The organism is Methylobacterium sp. CM6241, assembly GCF_054817845.1.
This window is the reverse complement of record NZ_CM139246.1, coordinates 1,585,436-1,604,609: the sequence shown is the minus strand read 5'-3', so window position 1 is coordinate 1,604,609 and position 19,174 is coordinate 1,585,436. Positions and strand designations below refer to the sequence as shown.

General features: G+C 66.9%; 16 protein-coding genes. 9 read left to right on the top strand and 7 right to left on the bottom strand.

Going from position 1 to position 19,174, the window contains the following annotated elements; all coding sequences use genetic code 11:
- The first annotated feature begins 199 nt into the window (after positions 1 to 199).
- From ACYQR9_RS07415 to ACYQR9_RS07400, 4 genes are all read left to right on the top strand, one after another.
- Positions 200 to 391 carry a hypothetical protein gene (locus ACYQR9_RS07415; protein WP_056423545.1) on the top strand — a complete coding sequence of 64 codons (192 nt, stop codon included), beginning with the start codon at positions 200 to 202 and terminating at the stop codon, positions 389 to 391.
- Between the two features lie 57 nt (positions 392 to 448).
- Positions 449 to 1,327 carry a serine O-acetyltransferase gene (gene cysE, locus ACYQR9_RS07410; protein WP_461229201.1) on the top strand — a complete coding sequence of 293 codons (879 nt, stop codon included), beginning with the start codon at positions 449 to 451 and terminating at the stop codon, positions 1,325 to 1,327.
- 350 nt (positions 1,328 to 1,677) lie between these two features.
- Complete coding sequence (locus ACYQR9_RS07405) at positions 1,678 to 3,069, top strand: family 2B encapsulin nanocompartment shell protein (protein ID WP_461229200.1); 1,392 nt, start codon at positions 1,678 to 1,680, stop codon at positions 3,067 to 3,069.
- Positions 3,056 to 5,110 (top strand): family 2A encapsulin nanocompartment cargo protein cysteine desulfurase, encoded by a 2,055-nt coding sequence (locus tag ACYQR9_RS07400; protein ID WP_461229199.1) that lies wholly within the window; start codon positions 3,056 to 3,058, stop codon positions 5,108 to 5,110. Before ACYQR9_RS07405 ends, ACYQR9_RS07400 begins: the two co-directional genes overlap by 14 nt.
- Positions 5,111 to 5,185: 75 nt before the next feature.
- Here ACYQR9_RS07400 and ACYQR9_RS07395 read toward each other — a convergent pair whose 3' ends face one another.
- From ACYQR9_RS07395 to ACYQR9_RS07375, 5 genes are all read right to left on the bottom strand, one after another.
- Positions 5,186 to 5,614, bottom strand: coding sequence for a DUF6691 family protein (locus ACYQR9_RS07395; protein WP_461229198.1), 429 nt, complete (start codon positions 5,612 to 5,614; stop codon positions 5,186 to 5,188).
- On the bottom strand, positions 5,614 to 6,030 hold the full coding sequence (locus tag ACYQR9_RS07390) for a YeeE/YedE family protein (protein WP_461229197.1): 417 nt from the start codon (positions 6,028 to 6,030) through the stop codon (positions 5,614 to 5,616). The genes ACYQR9_RS07395 and ACYQR9_RS07390 overlap by 1 nt, the downstream gene beginning before the upstream one ends.
- Before the next feature lie 297 nt (positions 6,031 to 6,327).
- Positions 6,328 to 8,013 (bottom strand): methyl-accepting chemotaxis protein, encoded by a 1,686-nt coding sequence (locus tag ACYQR9_RS07385; protein WP_461229752.1) that lies wholly within the window; start codon positions 8,011 to 8,013, stop codon positions 6,328 to 6,330.
- Between the two features lie 472 nt (positions 8,014 to 8,485).
- Positions 8,486 to 8,869, bottom strand: a complete 384-nt coding sequence (locus ACYQR9_RS07380) for a nuclear transport factor 2 family protein (protein ID WP_461229196.1) — start codon at positions 8,867 to 8,869, stop codon at positions 8,486 to 8,488.
- Between the two features lie 104 nt (positions 8,870 to 8,973).
- Positions 8,974 to 11,976: an FAD-binding and (Fe-S)-binding domain-containing protein gene (locus ACYQR9_RS07375; protein WP_461229195.1), complete on the bottom strand. Its 3,003-nt coding sequence runs from the start codon at positions 11,974 to 11,976 to the stop codon at positions 8,974 to 8,976.
- A gap of 126 nt (positions 11,977 to 12,102) precedes the next feature.
- Here ACYQR9_RS07375 and ACYQR9_RS07370 point away from each other — a divergent pair, with 126 nt between their 5' ends.
- The gene (locus tag ACYQR9_RS07370) at positions 12,103 to 13,149 is read left to right on the top strand and encodes a threonine aldolase family protein (protein WP_461229194.1); all 1,047 of its coding nucleotides are present in this window, start codon (positions 12,103 to 12,105) and stop codon (positions 13,147 to 13,149) included.
- A gap of 7 nt (positions 13,150 to 13,156) precedes the next feature.
- Here the strand turns inward: ACYQR9_RS07370 and ACYQR9_RS07365 are convergent, their stop codons facing one another.
- Complete coding sequence (locus ACYQR9_RS07365; RefSeq protein WP_156467659.1) at positions 13,157 to 13,915, bottom strand: GntR family transcriptional regulator; 759 nt, start codon at positions 13,913 to 13,915, stop codon at positions 13,157 to 13,159.
- Positions 13,916 to 14,074: 159 nt separating this feature from the next.
- On the opposite strand from ACYQR9_RS07365, the gene ACYQR9_RS07360 reads away from it, so the two are divergent.
- Both ACYQR9_RS07360 and ACYQR9_RS07355 read left to right on the top strand, forming a co-directional pair.
- A complete protein-coding gene (locus ACYQR9_RS07360) occupies positions 14,075 to 15,250 on the top strand; it encodes a pyridoxal-phosphate-dependent aminotransferase family protein (RefSeq protein WP_461229193.1) in 1,176 nt (391 codons plus the stop codon).
- Positions 15,251 to 15,373: 123 nt separating this feature from the next.
- Positions 15,374 to 16,666: an MFS transporter gene (locus ACYQR9_RS07355; RefSeq protein ID WP_056423520.1), complete on the top strand. Its 1,293-nt coding sequence runs from the start codon at positions 15,374 to 15,376 to the stop codon at positions 16,664 to 16,666.
- Positions 16,667 to 16,737: 71 nt separating this feature from the next.
- Here the strand turns inward: ACYQR9_RS07355 and ACYQR9_RS07350 are convergent, their stop codons facing one another.
- A complete protein-coding gene (locus ACYQR9_RS07350; protein WP_461221162.1) occupies positions 16,738 to 16,902 on the bottom strand; it encodes a hypothetical protein in 165 nt (54 codons plus the stop codon).
- A gap of 79 nt (positions 16,903 to 16,981) precedes the next feature.
- Between ACYQR9_RS07350 and ACYQR9_RS07345 the strand changes: the two genes are divergently transcribed.
- The gene (locus ACYQR9_RS07345; protein WP_461221164.1) at positions 16,982 to 18,205 is read left to right on the top strand and encodes a CaiB/BaiF CoA transferase family protein; all 1,224 of its coding nucleotides are present in this window, start codon (positions 16,982 to 16,984) and stop codon (positions 18,203 to 18,205) included.
- Positions 18,206 to 18,345: 140 nt separating this feature from the next.
- Entirely contained in the window at positions 18,346 to 19,098 is a 753-nt protein-coding gene (gene map, locus ACYQR9_RS07340; RefSeq protein ID WP_461229192.1) for a type I methionyl aminopeptidase, read from the top strand.
- Positions 19,099 to 19,174 lie beyond the last annotated feature (76 nt).

Here is a 19,174-nt window from a genome sequence, read left to right as displayed (position 1 = left end):
GTCCGGCAGCGATGAACGTCGCCGCCGCTGCAGAGCGGCCGGCAAGGCGGGCGCCGGACGGAGGGAAACTACGGCAGCGTCGCGGGCGCTGCTAGCGGTCCATAAATCCAGATCCCGTCTCTGCCGCCGCCCCCTCGAGGCCGAGGCCGGCCGGATGACGGTCCTCCCACATAGAAGACGACGCCCGTAGGAGCGAGTGATGGTTCTCGGAGATCAGGTCGTGTTTGCGAGGCTCGATGTCGCCGAAGCACTCGGAATCTGGCGTCATGCCACCGGACGCATCGTCGATGTCTTTCCCGCCGCCGGTGGCGCCCAGGCCGTGGACGTCCACTTCGAAGGCCACGGCCTGCTCGTGGGCTACATCGCGACGCTGTTCCAGCGCGTCGGCTGATCCCAGACTCTTCGATCACGACAGGGCTCGTCCGAGCCCGCCCAGGACGCGAGACATATGACTGCCGGTGCCCAAGCCTCGCGCCGTTCCGGCGATCATCCGAACAGCAACATCCTGCGCCCGCCTCTGCGCAACGTGAGCCGGACCACGGCGGAATCCGACGTCTGGAACGCCATGCGCGCCGAGGCCGAGGCCGCGCTTATTGAGGAGCCGCTCTATGCCGGGATCATCCAGGCCACGGTCCTCGACCAGCCGAACCTGATCCACGCCTTCGCCTATAGGCTCGCCCACCGTCTCGGCGACGGTGATCTCGCCCGCCTTTCCACCCGCGACCTCTGCCTCTCGGCTTTCCAGGCCGATCCTTACGCGGGCGACCATGCGGTGCGCGACCTCGTCGCCATCCGCGAGCGCGACCCCACCTGCCGGCGCTACCTCGACCCCTTTCTGTTCTACAAGGGTCTTGCCGCCCTGGAGGGCTACCGCGTCGCCCATTGGCTCTGGCACCAGGGCCGCGTCACCCTCGCGCTGCATATCCAGAGCCGAATCTCCGAGGTGTTCGGAGCCGATATCCACCCGGCCGCGCGAATCGGCTCGGGGGTGTTCATCGACCACGCCACCGGGGTCGTCATCGGCGAGACCACGGTGATCGCCGATGACGTCTCGATCCTGCAATCGGTCACCCTCGGGGGCAACGGCAAGGAAAGCGGCGACCGGCACCCCAAGATCGAACGCGGGGTTCTACTCAGCGTCGGAGCCAAGGTGCTGGGCAACATCCGCGTCGGCGAAGGCGCGAAGGTCGCCGCCGCCGCTGTGGTGCTGCACGACGTTCCCTCCCACACCACTGTGGCGGGCGTGCCGGCCCGCGTCGTCTCACGGATCGTCACGGCCGAAGATCCCGCACAAAGCATGGATCAGTTCTTCGGCGACGGGATCTAGCGAAACGATTTTTCAGCTCTTGGTTTTCGCCGAACCCCCTCGGGGTGGATTAAAAATCTCTCGATTTGGCAAATGAGAGATCGGCATTGTCATATAAGTCAGCGAATAGAATATCCGATCTATGATATCCAAAAAATATAGAAATTAATTCCGTTGACCCGTTTCTGTAACAAGAGTTAGACACAGCCCATCCCTGCAGCGACGCTTTGTCTGATGCAGCGGATTATGGGCAAGATCAGCCCAAGATCATTCAATGGCGAAAGCGGACGCGCGACTGGTGCGGTTCCGATGCGGTCTTGCCGCGTCGCGGCTGATCGCTGCCTCCTGCCGGAATACGGAGATAAACCCCGATGAGTGGACCCGGTCTGAGCGTGAGCGCCTCGGCGGCACGCAATCTCGCGACGGCGACCGTCACTTCGGTCCAGAACGCGGCCAATACGCCACGCTGGTTCCATCGCCTGCTGCCCTTCGTCGACGTCGCCGGCGGTGTCTACCGGGTCAACCGCCGCGCGGTGGTGCTGGCCAAGCCCGGCCGCATCGAACTCGCCACTGACGGCGGCACCCGCACCGTCCGCCCGGCCTCCCTGCGCAGCGTCCCGCTGTTCAGCCGTCTCGGCGACAACGAGTTGTCGGCCCTCGCCTCCAAGTTCACCGTCTCCCAGCACAAGGCGGGCGACGTCATCGCCGAGGAAGGCTCTACCGGCCGCAGCCTCACCGTCGTGGCCGAGGGCACCGTCGAGCTGACCCTGTCGGGCCCGTTCAAGAACCGCCTGCGCCAGGGCCTCGCCACCGGTGGCGACTATTTCGGCGACAGCGACCTCGTGAGCGAGAACGCCCCCGCCCCCGCCGTGAAGGCGCTCTCGGCGGTGACGCTCCTCACCCTCGATCGCTCCGCCATCGAGGACGAGGGCATCCGCTCGCGCATCTCCCAGTTCGTGGAAGAGCGTGACCGCCTCAAGGGCCACACCAACAGCGAGGGCGAGCAGGGAATCGAGCTTCTGGCGGTCCATACCGGCGAGCCGCGCCTGCCCACGACCTTCGTCGATTACGAAGTGAACCCGCGCGAGTACCACCTCTCCACGATCCAGACGATCCTCCACACCCATACCCGCGTCACCGATCTCTATTCCAACGAGATCGACCAGCTGCGCGAGCAGATCCGCCTCACGGTCGATGCCGTGAAAGAGCGGGAAGAGTGGGAGCTCTTCAACAATTCCGAGTTCGGCCTGCTCCACGAAGTCAGCCAGCGCCAGCGCATCCCCACCCGTGGCGGCCCGCCCACCCCGGACGATCTCGACGAGCTGCTGACCCTGGTCTGGAAGAAGCCCGCCTTCTTCGTGGCCCATCCCCGCGCCATCGCGGCCTTCGGCCGTGAAGCCACCCGCCGCGGCGTGCCCCCGGTGGTGATCCACCTGTTCGGCTCGCCCTTCCTCACCTGGCGCGGCGTACCGATCGTGCCCAGCGACAAGCTCCCCATCGACATCGACCCGGTGACCGGCGCCCAGACCACCTCGATCCTGCTGCTCCGCGTCGGCGAAGGCGAACAGGGCGTGGTCGGCCTGCAGAAGTCCGGCGTCACCGGCGAGATCGAGACCGGCCTGTCGGTGCGCTACATGGGCACCAACGACCATTCCATCGCCTCGCACCTCGTGACCCGCTACTTCTCGGCCGCAGTGCTGGTGGAAGACGCCATCGCACGCCTCGATAACGTGCTGCTGGGCAACTACCATGACTACGCCTAACGCGCCGGGCCTCCCCACGGGCAGTCTCCCTACGGGGGTGTTCGGCGACACGGCGCATGCGGATCTCGTCGGGCGCCTCGCCCGCGAGATCTACGGTCAGGGTCAGGCGGCGTCCGCGCCCCTGACCCCCACCCTGCCGCAGACGCCGCAAGCGCCGCAGGCCACCCCACAGCTGCCGCAGGCCCTGGAGAATGCGCCCCAGGGCTTCGGCCACCCGATCGCCCCCCAGGCCTTCGCCCCCAAAGCGGATCTCGGCACGCCGTCGATCCCCTCGGGCTCAGCGCCGTCGGGCCTTCAGCCCGACGCCTCGGCGCTGGCCGCCCGCTCGTTCGGTGCACCTCCGGTCGGCCTTCCCGGCCTAACCGGTCCGGGCTTCGCGCAGCCTTCGGCGTTTCCCTCGGTCCATCCCGAGGCGCACGCTCCCCGTGGGGGCCTACCCGAGTTCTTCGTGCCGAGCGTCGCCGATGTCGCCGCCTTCCTCCCAGGCGGCCACGATCTCCACGCCACGATCGCCAAGGACCACCCGCGCGCCAATGCCTTCGCGCATGGGTTCGCGCCGTCCCTGGTGCCGGAAGCGCCCGTTCATCGGGGCCAGAACGCCTCGCATCAGGACGCCTCGCAGGAGACAGTCTCCCGCGCCGGCCGGACTTCTCCGAATGCAGGTCGGAAGGTGGAGATCGCCGACGAGCCGTTCTCGTCGGGCGAGTACTACTTCCTGACCGACCGCAGCCGGACGGGCAACGCCGCGCCTGCCCCGTCGCATCCCCAAGAGCCTCGCCCCGGCCATGCGCCCCATGTCTCGTCGCAGGGCTCCAGCCCGGTGGCGGCCCCCTTCGACGTGGAGCGGGTGCGCAAGGACTTCCCGGCCCTGCACCAGAGCATCAACGGGCATCCGCTGGTCTGGCTCGACAATGCGGCCACCACCCACAAGCCGCAGAGCGTCATCGACGCGACGTCCGAGTTCTACGCCCGCCACAACTCGAACATTCACCGGGCCGCTCACACCCTTGCGGCGCGCTCCACGGACTTGTTCGAGGGCGGGCGCGAGAAGGTGCGTCGCTTCATCAACGCCGCCTCGACGGACGAGATCATCTTCCTCCGGGGCACCACCGAAGCGATCAACCTCGTCGCCAACTCCTACGGTCGCGCCAATATCGGCCCGGGCGACGAGATCATCATCTCGACCATCGAGCATCACGCCAACATCGTCCCCTGGCAGCTCCTCACCCAGGCGACCGGGGCGACCCTGCGCGTGATTCCCGTGGACGATCGCGGCGAGATCATCTTCGAGCAGTTCGCGACCCTCCTGTCGGGCCGCACCAAGATCGTCTCGATCACCCATGTGGCCAACGCTCTGGGCACCATCAACCCGGTCCGTGAGATCATCGCCCTGTCGCATGCCTACGGGGTGCCGGTGCTGGTGGATGCGGCGCAATCGTCGCCGCACATTCCCCTGGACGTGCAGGCGCTGGACGCCGACTTCCTCGTCTTCTCCGGGCACAAGGTGTTCGGGCCGACGGGCATCGGCGCCCTGTACGGCAAGCGCGCGCTGCTGGAGGCGATGCCTCCGTGGCAGGGCGGCGGCCACATGATCGAGGACGTCACCTTCTCGAAGACGGTCTACAAGGGCGTTCCCGAGAAGTTCGAGGCGGGCACGCCGGACATCGCGGGAGCGGTCGGGCTCGGCGCGGCTCTGGACTACCTCGAAAGCGTCGGACTTCCCGGCATCGCGGCCTACGAGCACGACCTGCTCGAATACGCGCAAGCCGGGCTCGCCGAAGTAAAGGGCCTGCGCCTGATCGGAACCGCGCGACAGAAAGCCAGCGTCATGTCCTTCGTCATCGACGGGCATGACAACGAAGCGGTGGCCAAGCACCTCGACGCCCGCGGCATCGCCGTGCGCTCGGGCCACCATTGCGCCCTGCCGGCCCTGCGCCGCTTCGGCGTCGACCAGTCGGTGCGCGCCTCGCTGGCCTTCTACAACACCCGCGCGGACGTCGACGCCTTCCTAAAGGGGCTCCACAGCCTGCCGCGCCGGTAGCGTCGGGATCCGAGAACGCGGCGTGACATCATTCGGCCCGGTCGGTTCTCCGACCGGGCCGAATGCATGTGCGTCTTACCTGCCGGATGCCGCAGCGGTGAAGCGGTGGAGCAGCATCCCCACAACCATCGCGGCAACGAACCCAATGACCTGAGGCAGGCCCAGGGTCAGGCCGACGAGGGCAGGGCCGGGGCAGAGGCCGACGAGGCCCCAACCGATGCCGAACAGAACGGCGCCCGCGATGAGGCTCACCGTGATCGGGCGGTTGCGGGGAATCTCGAAACGCTGCGCGAGAACGGGTTTGCGCATCCGCGACACGAGCAGGTAGCCGAGCGCCGAGACGGCGACCGCGCCGGCCAGCACGAAGGCGAGGCTCGGATCCCAGGCGCCGGCCACGTCGAGGAAGCCGAGAACGCGCGCCGGGTCCATCATGCCCGACAGAGCGAGGCCGCATCCGAAGAGGAGGCCGGCGAGCAAGCCCACCGAGGCGCGCAGGGTTTCCATCACCATCCTCCGTGGCGGACGAAAAACACCGTCGCGGCGGCGGCGGCCATGAAGGTCGCCACGGCCGCGATGGAGCGGGGCGACAGCCGGGCGAGGCCGCAGACGCCGTGGCCGCTGGTGCAGCCCCCGCCCAGCCGCGTCCCGTAGCCGACGAGGAGGCCGCCGAGGACGATCAGGCTCCACGGCGCGTCGAGCTGCACGACGGGCCATGCACCGAAGGCGAGGCGATACAGGACCGGGCCGAGGAGCAGGCCGGCGAGAAAGGCCCAACGCCACGGCGTGTCCCGGCTCAACGGCATCACTGCCCCGGCGGTAATGCCGCTGATTCCGGCGATGCGACCGTTGAGGATGAGGAGCAGGGCGGCGGAGGTCCCGATCAGGGCACCACCGGCTAAGGCAGACAGGAAGGTACTCATGCCCGGCCACCGGCCCACCCGGAGGCGATTTGGCGGGAACCTCGCAATCCCGGCCTGGAACGACCGGCGCCGGCCGGTGACGGATCTGTTGCCATGGGTTTGAAAACTCGATGAGAGGCGGCTCGCCGTCTCAAGGAGAGGTCGAGCCGGCGAGCGCCGCTGTCAAGACAGTATTCCCGGGCTCGCTTGCCGATCGCCCCCAGGCCTGGAGATACAGGAGCCTCATCTCCGGAATCCCCGTTTCATGGTCCGCCGAGCCCCGCACCCGCCGGACCGTCCCTGCTCGTCGTGCCGGCCTCAGGCGGCCCGGACGGTCGCCAGGAACCGCTTGACCTCGGCGGTGAGGTGCTCGGATTGATGCGAGAGTTCCGATGCGGAGGCCAGGACCTGGTTGGCCGCGGCTCCGGTCTCCTCGGCGGCGCTGGCCACGCCCGAGATGTTGCTCGTCACTTCGCTGGTACCCGTCGCGGCCTGGGACACGTTGCGGACGATCTCCTGGGTCGCGGCTCCCTGCTCTTCCACCGCCGCGGCGATCGTCGTGGCCACGGCGTCGATGTCGCGAATGCGCGTGGTGATGGTGGCGATCGCCGAGACCGCCTGCCCGGTCGCCCCCTGCATCTGGGTGATCTGCTCGGAGATCTCCTGCGTCGCCCGCGCGGTCTGGCCCGCCAGCTCCTTCACCTCCGTGGCCACCACCGCGAAGCCGCGTCCGGCCTCTCCGGCGCGGGCCGCCTCGATCGTGGCGTTGAGCGCCAGCAGGTTCGTCTGGCTCGCGATGTTCGAGATCAGCACGACGACGTCGCCGATGCGTGCGGCGGCCTGGCTCAGGGTCTGGACGAGGACCCCGCTCTGATCGGCCTCGACGACGGCACGCTGGGCGAGATCGGCCGACCCGCTCACCTGGCGGGCGATCTCCTGGACCGAGACGCCGAGTTCCTCGGCGGCGGCGGCGACCGTGTTGACGTTGGTGGCAGCTTCCTCGGCCGCGGCGGCCACGGTGGTGGATTGGCTCGCGGTCTCGGTGGCGGTGGAGGTCATGGTCTGCGCCGTCGCCTGCAATTCCGTGGCCGAGGACGAGACCATCCCGACGATCCCACCGATCGCCGCCTCGAAGGAATCCGCCATCTGAAGCATCCCGAGCTTGCGCTGCTCTTCGGCCGCCAGACGGGCCTGGACGGTCTCGGCTTCCAGGACGCGTGCCTGGATGATGCCGTCCTTGAACACCTGCACTGTGCCGGCCATCGTTCCGACCTCGTCGCGGCGATCCTGGAGGGTGACCTCCGTGGTGACATCGCCCAAGGCTAGCCGGCCCATAATGCCGGTGAGGCGTCCGATCGGCCGGGTGACGCCGACGATGACGACGAGGATCGCGACGATCATTCCCAGGCCGAGGCCGAGGCCGTTGATGAGGACCAGAGCGTGACGTGTCGCATTGGTCTGCGCGGTCAGGTCGGCGGCGGCATGGCCCACGAACTGCTGGAGATCGTCGGAGAGCTTGGCAATGGAGCCGGTGATTTGCGAGTAGATGGGATCGATCTTGTCATGGGCGACTGCCAAGGCCCTGGCGCGATCGTTCTTACGCGCTAGATCACGCACGTCTGTGGTCTGTCGGATATAGTTTTCGATCATGGTCGATTGCTCGGCCAGCCGCGCGGTGAATTTGGGAGCCTGCTCGTGAAGGAGCTTGAAAATGGCTCTGAGCCTTTCCGCAGCAACGTCGAAATTCGCGGAGGCCTCGTCCATTTGCTTCGGGTCCGTCTCGGCGATCAGCCGATAGACGTTGTAGTTGAGTTCGACGACGTGTCGGTTGGCTCGCCGCAAACTGGCAACCGCACGAGTCTCCCGCACGATGAACGAAGTGTAAGCATCATCGATTGCTGTCATGCGCGCTTCCGCATACCAGACGCAGCCGCCGACGATCATACCAATGAGCGCGATGACTGCACAAATCTTGTGAAGTATTTTGAAGCTTCCGAGATTCATATCAGTACCTACAATTGATATTGATATGAGATATCCCAAAAGAATGTATCTTTTATTACTATAGGCCCTGACGCTAACAATATGACTGGATATTAAGCGGTCCTTTACCTTGCCCGGCGGTCTGTCGGCATCCTTTGCGAAGTGGCGGATGGCAAGGAGGCGGCCCTTGGATCTCCCAGCACCTCGCCTTCTGGGGCCGTTCCCGGCGAGGAGGCCATTCACCGCGAAGCGCCGGTTGCTTCGGCAAGAGCGGACAGGACAGCATTCATCGGGTGAATCCGGCCCCTCCCCATCGGCACATCCGAAACGCCCAGCACCGAGGATGCCGCACTTGACTGCTCGTGACGAACTCGTTGCCATGGCCCGGAGGATGCGACGCAGTTCGCGGTGAGCTCGGTCGACGGTCCCAACACGTCGGCGGCCGGCTGGGGCCGGATGGGGACATAGCCGAGGAGGTGAGCGATCCGGCCGCTCAGAACATTCCATTCGGATTGGCGGACGAATCCGGCAGGATCTGCAGCACGTCCCAGTGCTCGACGATCCTGCCGCCTTCATCGAGCCGGAAGATATCGATGGCCGCATAATCGTGGTCGCCCGGCCAGTGCTGCAGGCAATGCAGCACCACGAGATCCCCCTCGGCGACCGCCCGCTTCACCTCCACCCGCTTGCCCGGCCATTCACGCGCCATGCGCTCGAAATAGGCGATGAAGCCGTCCTTGCCATTCGCCACATGCGGATTGTGCTGGATGTAGTCGTCGCCCCCATAACGCTCGATGGCTTCGCGCGGCCGACACTCGTCGAACATCAACCGATAGAAGGCGATCACATTCGCTTTGTTCTGCTCCAGGTCGGTCATGTTGTCCCCTGAGCGAGGCGGATTCCAATCGAGAAAGGAGGCCCGCCTTTCTCGATACCATCCATCACGCCCTCGCGACCATGACCAGCCACCCGGCCCGGCCGTCAGTGACGGTCAGCCGACGCCGCCATCGCCTGGTCGAGGACCCGCGCGACATGGAGCGCTTCGAGCCCGAGGCCGTCATGGATCTGGTGGCGGCAGCTGGTGCCGTCGGCCACGACGAGATCGTCGGGGCCGGCCTTGCGCAGGGCCGGGAACAGCGAGAGCTCGGCCATGGCGAGCGACACGTCGATGGTCTCGGCGCCGTATCCGAAAACGCCCGCCATGCCGCAGCAGCTCGACTCGATGACCCGCACATCGAGCCCCGGCACCGCGCGCAGCACCGTCTCCACCGCGCCCATGGCGGCGAAAGCCTTCTGGTGGCAATGGCCGTGCAGATGAGCGACGCGTCCGCCCTGGTCCGCCAGAGGCAGGGCGATCCGCCCGGCATCGAGATCGACGGCGAGCAGCTCCTCGAACAGCAGGCTCGCTTTGCTCAGCTCCCCCGCCTCCGGGCCGGGGAGCAGGGACGCGAACTCGTCCCGGAAGGTCAGCAGGCAGGAGGGTTCGAGCCCGACGATCCGGGCGCCCGCCCGGATGAAGGGCAGCAGCGTTGTCAGCGTGCGGCTTGCCTCCTCGCGGGCCCTGTCGGTTTGACCGGAGGCGAGATAGGTGCGGCCGCAGCAGAGGGGGCGGCGTCCACGGTTGGGGAAGACCCGATGCAGACGGTAACCGGCGGCGATCAGCACACGCTCTGCCGCTTCCAGGTTCTCCCGCTCGAAGGCGCGGTTGAACGTGTCGCCGAACAGCACGATGTCGCGGAAATCCCCGGTCACGTCGCCGGGATGGGCCGGCTCGCCCTGCTCGACCCAGGGCCTGCGCCAGCGCGGCAGGGTGCGCCGCGCCGAGAGCCCGGCGACCCGCTCCGACAGCCGCGCCAAGGCGGGCACCCGATCGCGCAGGTTGAGGAGCGGCGCCAGCCAGGCGGCGGTGCCGGCATAGAGCGGCAGGGCCGCCACCAGCCGTTCCTTCAGGGGTAGGCCGTGGCGGGCATGGTAATGGTGCAGGAACTCGACCTTCATCTTCGCCATGTCGATGCCGGTGGGGCATTCGCGGCGGCAGGCCTTGCACGAGACGCAGAAATCCAGCGTCCGCTTCATTTCGGGGCTGGTGAAGGCGTCCTTGCCGAGCTGGCCCGAAATCGCCAGCCGCAGGGAGTTCGCCCGGCCACGGGTGAGGTGCTGCTCATCTTTCGTGGCCCGGTAGGACGGGCACATCGCCCCGCCCGCGAGCTTCCGGCAGGTGCCGTTGTTGTTGCACATCTCGACGGCGCCGCCGAAGCCACCCCATTCCGACCAGTCGAGGGCGGTCTTTTTCGGCTGGCTCACGGAATAGCCCGGCTGGAACCGCATCAGCGAGCGGTCGTCCATCTTGAGCGGCCGGACGATCTTGCCGGGGTTGAGCCGGTTCTCCGGGTCGAACCTGTCCTTCACCTGTTCGAAGGCGCGGGTCAGGCGTTCGCCGAACATCGGCGCGATGTATTCCGAGCGCGAGATGCCGTCGCCATGCTCGCCCGAATAGGAGCCCTTGAAGCGGCGGACCTGTTCGCTCGCGGCCTCCGCGATGGCGCGCATCTTGGCGACGTCCCCGCCCTGCTTCATGTCGAGGATAGGGCGCACATGCAGACAGCCGACGGAGGCATGGGCGTACCAGGTGCCGCGCGTGCCATGGCGGGTGAACACCTCCGTCACCGCGTCGGTGTAATCCGCGAGATGCTCCAGCGGCACCGCGCAATCCTCGATGAAGGAGACGGGCTTCGCATCCCCCTTCATCGACATCATGATGTTGAGGCAGGCCTCGCGTACCTCCCAGACCGATTTCTGGCGGATCGGCTCCGGCACCTCCACCACGGCGTCCACATGGCCGTTATCGGCCATACAGGTATCGAGGCGCTTGAGGTCGCGCATCAGTGCGTCCCGGTCGTCGCCGGCGAATTCCACCAGGAGCAGACAATTCGGCGTGCCACGGGTGATGTCGGCCAGCGTCGCCCGGAACATCGGGATGTCGGCGCCGAGCACCAGCACGTTGTTGTCGACGAGCTCCACCGCCACGGGATCGAGATCGACGATGGCCTTCGTCGTCTCCATGGCGGAGCGGAACGACGGGAAGTGGCAGACGCCCATGACCCGGTGCGTCGGGAGGCGCGACAGCTTCAACGTCACGCTGGTGGTGGCCGCCAGCGTCCCCTCCGAACCGACGAGGAGATGGGCGAGGTTCGGCCTCGCCTCGATCAGCGCATCGAGATTGTAGCCGCCGACCCGGCGCTGCACGCGCGGGTACATGCGCAGGATCTCGTCGCGCTCGGATTCGGCGAGAGCCCGCATGGCGGCGGCGAGCTCGCCGGCCCGCCGCGAGCCGGTGACGCCCGTCGCCTCGTTTCCGGTGAGGCCGAAGCCGAAAGGCTCGCCGTCATGGAACAGAGCCTCCATCCCGAGCACGTTGTCGCTCATCTTGCCGAAACGCAGGGAGCGCGCGCCGCAGGAATTGTTGCCGGCCATGCCGCCTATGGTGCAGCGGGTGGCGGTGGAGGGCTCCACGGGAAAGAACCAGCCGTCGGCCTTCACCCGCGTGTTCAACCGTTCCAGCACCATGCCGGGCTCGACGGTGATCGTTCCGGCTTGCGCGTCGTAGGCAATGATCCCGTTGAAATGGCGCGAGCAATCGACCACGAGGCCGCGCCCGATGGGCTGGCCGTTCTGGGAGGTGCCGCCGCCGCGTAGGATCACCGGCACATCGTGCTCGGCCGCGATCTTCAGGGTCGCTGCGATGTCGGCGGCGCTGCGGGGCAGGACCACCCCCGCCGGCATGATCTGGTAGATCGAAGCGTCGTTGGAATAGCGCCCCCGGGTGAAGGCATCGAACTTCGCCTCGCCGGCGAGGGCTTCGGCGAGGCGGCGCGGAAGGCCGGCGCCCTGGCGGTTGGCGGCGCGCGGACTGACCGGCCCCGGCCCCGCGACAGGCGAAGGGGCGCGGTTCGGGCCGGTGGCGGGCTCAGCCGTTGCGGTCATGATCCATCGTCCTCGTGGGAGTGCCGTCGGCCGGCTTCAAAGCGATGCAGGTTCCGGTAGGGTGGCGGGATCGTCCCGACCGGCTAGAATGGCCCGCACGGATTGCATGCAAAACAGGGCCGGCAGATGATCGATTTGTATAGCGATACGCAGACGCGGCCAACGCCCGGCATGCGCGACGCCATGGCACGCGCGGAGGTCGGCGACGAGCAATCCGATTCCGATCCGACGACCCTGGCCTTGTGCGAGCGCGTCGCTGACCTGCTCGGCATGGAAGCGGGGGTGTTCATGCCCTCGGGCACGATGTGCAACCTCGTCTCGATCCTGGTCCAGACCCGCCCCGGCGACGAGATCGTGGTCGACGACCAATCCCATATCTACAACACCGAGGCCGCCGGCTCGGCGGCCATTGGCGGCGTCTCGGTGAAGGCCTTGGCGACCCCGGCCGGTCTCTATACGCCCGAGGCGTTCGAGGCGGCGATCCGCCCACCCGCCCGCACGGCGCCGCGCTCGGCCCTGGTCTCGGTGGAGCAGACCACGAGCTTTTCGGGCGGCTCGGTCTGGCCGCTCACCGACATGCGCCGCATCCGCGACCTCGCCCATCACAGGGGCATGAAGGCGCATATCGACGGGGCGCGCCTGCTCAACGCGGTGGCCGCCACCGACATCTCCGCCAGGGATTATGCCAAAGGCTTCGACAGCGCCTGGATCGACCTGAGCAAGGGCCTCGGTTGCCCGGTCGGCGCCGTTCTGTGCGGCTCGTCGCACTTTATCATCGAGGCGTGGCGGTGGAAGTACCGGCTCGGTGGCGCCATGCGTCAGTCGGGCATCCTCGCTGCGGCCGGCCTCTACGCTCTTGATCACCATGTGGACCAGCTGGAACTCGACAATGCCAATGCCGGTGAGTTGAAGGCCCGCATCGCTGGCGCGCCCGGCCTCGCCATCGCGCCCGATGCGGCCCAGTCCAACATCCTGTGCTTCTCGGTGGAGCCGCTGGGCATCACCGCAACGGCCTTTGCCGAAGCCTGCCTCGCCGAGGGTATTCGCATCCGCGCCATCGGGCAGCATCAGATCCGCGCGACCACCCATCTCGACGTCAACCGGGCCGGAATCCTGGAAGCGGCGGAAGTGATCCAGGCCCAAGCCGAGCGATTTCACGGCGAGCGCCGCTGAACCGCCATCACGACGCGGCGGAGGCATCGTCCGGCGGAGGCGCCGTCTCCCGCCCTTCCGCCGCACGGCGCTTGTTTCGCAGGTGCCTGAACAAAATATCGCTGAGCTCGCTGCCGGCGCGCCGGCGCAACGCATCGAGAATTTCCTCGTGCTCGCGCATCGCCTCGCCCCAGCGGTCTCGGTTCTCGTCCAGATTGGCGGAGTAGCGCACACGGCGCAGGCGCCCCGCGAAGTTGGCGTAGCTCGTCCGCAACGGCTCGTTATCGGCCGCCTGAACGATCCGGTCGTGAATCGCCTGATTGCAGGCAAAGTAGCCATGCAGATCGCGCCGCATGTAGCTGCTGTACATCTCGTGATGGAGACGCTCAATCTCCGCATAGGCTTCCGGCGTGATCTTTTCGCAGGCTAGGCGCCCGGCCAAGGCCTCGAGACCACCCATCACGTCGAACAGGTCCACCAGTTCCTCGGCGCCGAGCTGGCGCACCCGCGCGCCCCGGTTCGGCAGAAGCTCGATCAACCCCTCGGAGGCCAGCACCTTCAGCGCCTCTCGCAAGGGCGTGCGCGAGATGCCGAAATGCTCGCAGAGCATGCGCTCCGGCACCCGTGCGCCAGCGGCGAGATTGCCCTCGACGATGTAGTCCCGCAGGCGGGCCAGAAGCTCGCCGTGGAGGGATTTCACGAGTGATGGGAACGCGGGGAAACGCGCTCCGTCGATCGCGGCGAGGCCGGCATCGGCCTCCGGCTCTGTGACAGGGTCAAGCACCATAATGCGAACTTAGCAGCCGAAAGCGCGGAGGTCGAGGATGGATGTCCGCATAATAGTTCTTGCCCTCTCAAAAAATGAATGCAATTTTCCGCCCCGTTACCTCTTGAAGCATCGATCCGGGGTACAGCTTTCCCTCGACGGGCCATCGCGGAGATCTCGATGACGACACGGACCGGACGCCATTTCCTGCATATTCCGGGCCCCAGTCCGGTACCCGAGCGCGTCCTGCGGGCCATGGACATGCCCGTGATCGACCATCGCGGTCCCGATTTCGCCGAGCTTGGCAAGGCGGTGCTAGAAGGCGCCCAGGCCGTCTTCCAGACGCGCTCGCCGGTGATCATCTATCCGGGTTCCGGCACAGGCGCTTGGGAATCCGCCATCGTCAATACGCTCTCGGCGGGCGACCGGGTATTGATGTTCGAGACGGGCCATTTCGCCACCCTATGGCGACAGATGGCGGCGCGCTGGGGCATCGAAGTGGAGTTCGTCCCCGGCGACTGGCGCCGCGGGGTCGATCCGGCGCGGGTCGAGGCGATCCTGGCCGAGGACCGCGCTAAGTCGATCAAGGCGGTGATGGTGGTCCACAACGAGACCTCCACCGGGGCCACGAGCCGGATCGCGGACATCCGCAAAGCCATCGACCGGGCGAACCACCCTGCTCTCTTCCTCGTCGACACGATCTCGGGTCTCGGCTCGGCCGAATACGCCCATGACGAATGGGGCGTCGACGTCGCTGTGAGTTGCTCGCAGAAGGGCTTGATGCTGCCGCCGGGTCTCGGCCTCGTCGCTGTGTCGGACAAGGCGCTGGCCGCAGCGAAGACGGCGACGCTACCGCGCTCCTATTGGGATTGGGAGGACATGCTGAAGCCGAATGCCGGCGGCTACTTCCCTTATACGCCCGCCACGAACCTGCTCTACGGCCTGCGCGAAGCCATCGCCATGTTGATGGAGGAAGGCTTGGCCCAGGTTTTCGCCCGCCATCAGCGTCTCGCCGCCGCCACGCGCGCCGCCGTGGAGGGGTGGGGCCTGGAGGTACTGTGCCAGGAGCCGTCCGAATTCTCGCCCGTGCTCACCGCCGTGGTGATGCCGGAGGGCCATGACGCGGATGCCCTGCGAAATCTGATCCTCGAGAAGTACGACCTCTCCCTTGGCACCGGCCTCGCCAAAGTGGCGGGCAAGGTCTTCCGCATCGGCCATCTCGGCGAATGCAACGACCTGATGCTGATGGCGGCGCTGTCGGGCGTCGAAATGGGCCTCAAGGCCGGCGGCGTCCCGCACACGCGCGGCGGCGTGCTGGCGGCCATGGACGCCCTGCGCTCCGGTATCGACGATTGAGTAGCGGGTCCCCTCCCCCTTGTAGGGAGGAGAGCCGCGCCGATCATACCAACCACGCGTGATCCCACAAACAACCGGTGATCAAACCGGGGCGGGTGGCGCGCTCAACCCGAGGAAACCCCGATGACGCCAGCCAAAAGACGCGTCTCAGCGTCGAACATGGTGCTGTTCCTGCTCTGCCTGATGTATTTCGTCACCTATCTCGACCGGGTGAACATCGCCACGGCGGGCGGCGAGATCATGAAAGATCTCGGGATGTCGAACACTCAGTTCGGCCTGATCCTGTCCGCCTTCGCCTATCCCTATGCCATCTTCCAAGTCATCGGCGGATCGGTGGGTGACAAGTTCGGCGCGAGGCGCACGCTCCTCGTCTGCGGCCTGATCTGGGCCTCGGCGACGATCCTGACTGGAATGGTGGGCGGCCTCATCAGCCTGTTCCTCGCCCGGGTGCTCCTCGGCTTCGGTGAGGGAGCCACCTTCCCCACCGCCACCCGCGCCATGCAGAACTGGACCGCGCCAGGCAAGCGTGGCTTCGCGCAGGGCATCACGCATGCCTTCGCGCGACTGGGCAACGCGGTGGCGCCGCCCATCGTGGCCTTCCTGATCTACCAGTTCGGCTGGCGCCTCGGCTTCGTCATCTTAGGCGTGGCGAGCTTCGCCTGGGTCGTCGTCTGGTTCTGGTACTTCCGCGACGATCCGAAAGAACACCCGGCGATCACCCCGGAGGAACTCGCGGTCCTGCCACCTCCGAGCAAGGTCGGCGCCAAGCAGAACGTGCCTTGGGGCCGCCTCACCCGGCGCATGCTGCCGGTGACGCTGACCTATTTCTGCTACGGCTGGACCCTGTGGCTGTTCCTCGGCTGGCTCCCGAGCTTCTTCAAGCTCAACTACGGGCTAGACCTGAAAAATTCGGCCTTGTTCGCCTCGGGCGTGTTCTTCGCCGGCGTCGTCGGCGACACCCTGGGCGGCGTCTTCAGCGACCGCATCTTGAAGCGCACCGGCGATCTCAAGCTTGCCCGGCTCAGCGTCATCGTGGTCGGCTTCCTCGGCGCGGCGGCAAGCCTTACCGGCGTGTTCTTCACCAGGGACCTGACACTGGTGGCGTTGCTGCTCAGCTCCGGCTTCTTCTTCGCCGAACTGGTGATCGGCCCGATCTGGTCGGTGCCGATGGACATCGCACCGAAATATTCGGGTACTGCAGCGGGTCTCATGAACACCGGCTCGGCGGTGGCGGCGATCATCTCGCCGATCGTATTCGGAATGATCGTGGACATGACGGGGAGCTGGACCCTGCCCTTCGTCGGCTCCATCGGCCTCTGCCTCCTGGGCGCGGGCCTCGCCTTCACCATGCACCCGGAACGGCCGTTCGAAGAGGAACCGGTGGTACCGCTCGGGCGGGCCGTGCCGGCGGAGTAGTGCGATCCTAACTTCGCCGACTCGAGCCGAAGCGAGAGCGCATTCCCCTCTCCCCGCACGCGGGGAGAGGGTCACAGGCACCCCGTCGTGCCTGTGACGAGCGGAGCGAGGGTGAGGGGGCGTCGCCGGACGAGACTCCCCCGGAACCGCCCCCTCACCTTCGGCTGCCGCCTCGCCGCGCCGACGACGAGGTCGTCGCGGCCCTCTCCCCGCAAGCGGGGCGAGGAGATGCTCACGGCGATTCGTGTCCTCCTCGCGTAACGCCACCGCCGGCGGGCTACGCCCGGCCCCAGCGCAAAACAGGAAACGAGCACGATGGATCACTCCGTGCACGATGGCCCCCGTCCCCTCCCCCTCGCGGGCATCCGGGTTCTCGACGTGACGCAGGTGATGGCGGGGCCGTTCTGCAGCATGCTGCTCGCCGATCTCGGAGCGGATGTCATCAAGATCGAGCCGCCGGGCACGGGCGACCAGACGCGCGGCGCCATGGGGTTCAAGATGAAGGGGCCCGACAGCATGGGCTTCCTCAACATGAACCGGAACAAGCGCAGCGTTGCCCTGAACCTCAAATCCGATGCGGGGCGTGACCTTCTTCTCGATATGGCCGCCACTGCGGACGTGCTGGTCGAGAATTACCGGCCCGGCGTCATGGCACGCCTCGGCCTCGGATACGAGGCGATGCGCGCCCGCAATCCAGGACTCATCTATGCGAGCATCTCGGGGTTCGGCCAGTCGGGCCCCTGGGCGAAGCGCCCCGGCTACGACCTGATGGCGCAGGCGATGTCGGGGGTGATGAGCGTGACAGGTCATCCAGGCGGTCCGCCGGTCAAGGCCGGTGTACCCGTCGCCGATATCGGCTGTGCGTTGTTCACCGTCTACGCGATTCTTTCCGCCTATATCGGCCGGCAGGCCAGCGGCGAGGGCCAGTATATCGATGCCTCGCTCTTCGACGCGGCCTTGGCCTTCTCGATCTGGGACGTGTCGGAATATTGGGGGACGGGCCGGATCCCGCAGCCGCTCGGCACCTCCAACCGCATGAGCGCCCCCTACCAGGCGGTGCGCGCCTCCGATGGCTACTTCGTCATGGGGGCCACGAACCAGAAGCTCTGGCGCCTACTCTGTGATGTACTCGGCCGCGCCGAACTCTTCGAGGATAGCCGCTTCGTCGACATTCCCGCGCGGCTCGCCAACCGCGAGGAACTGATCGAGGAGTTGGAGCGGAGCTTTGCCGCCAGGACTGCCGAGGAATGGGTGTCCCTGCTCCTCGAAGCCGGCATTCCGGCCGGCCGCATGAACACCTATCCGGAAGCGTTCGAGAGCGAGCATGGCCGGCACCGGCAGATGCGCATCGAGGTTCCCCATCCGATCGAGGGCACGGTGCCGAATATCGGTTTCCCCGTGAAGCTCACCGGCACGCCGCAGCGCGCCCGCAGGCACGCGCCGCTCCTCGGCGAGCATACCGAGGACGTGCTCTCGGAATTCGGCCTCTCGACGGAGGAGATCGCGGCCCTGCGCTCGCGTGGCGCCTTCGCCGCCTGAGCGGGGTGCCGGCCCTCATATGCATATCGGACCCGTGTGAGGTGATTTGCGTGTGGGGCAACCCAGGCTTTGCCGGGCTCGCGGAGAATGGCAGAACCGCGCGGGCAAAGCCGCCTCCGGCGCCATGAAGGGAAGACGACATGACGGTGTCGAACGACGACGAGCTTGCCGGCCTGAAGCAGATCGGGCGCATCGTCGCCGACACCCTCGAGGCGATGGGTAAGGCCATCGAGCCCGGCATGACCACCCGCGAACTCGACGGGATCGGACGGCGGATCATGGAGGCGGCCGGAGCTCGCCCGGCACCGGAACTGGTCTACGCCTTTCCCGGAGCCACATGCATCAGCGTCAACGAGGAGATCGCGCACGGCATTCCGAGCGACCGCAGGATCAATCCGGGCGATCTCGTCAATATCGACGTGTCCGCCGAGAAGGATGGCTTCTTCGCCGATACGGGCGCGTCCTTCGCCGTGCCGCCGGTGACGCGGGCGGTGGAGCGACTGTGCAGAGACGGGCGCCGGGCGATGTGGACGGGATTGCGCCAGGTCGGGACCGGCAAGCCCCTGGCCGATATCGGCCGGGCCGTCGGAGCCTTCGCGCGGAAGAACGGCTACACCCTCGTCCGCAACCTCGCCAGCCACGGCGTGGGACTGTCATTGCACGAGGAGCCGACCGAGATCGCCACCTGGCCCGACGCCTCCGAGCGACGGATCATGCAGGAGGGGCTGGTCTTCACCGTCGAGCCGTTCCTGTCCCTCGGCGCGGAATTCGCCGAGGATGGCGACGATCCCTGGACCCTTTACAGCCAGCCGAAGGCGCTGACCGTGCAATACGAGCATACGGTCATCGCCTCGCGCAGCGGGCCGCTCATCCTCACCATGCCGGGGCAATAGAAGCCAGACACGGAGCAAGAGAAGCGAAGGCCGGCGGCACTGCGTCCAAACGGACCTTGCATGAAGACCGGACACG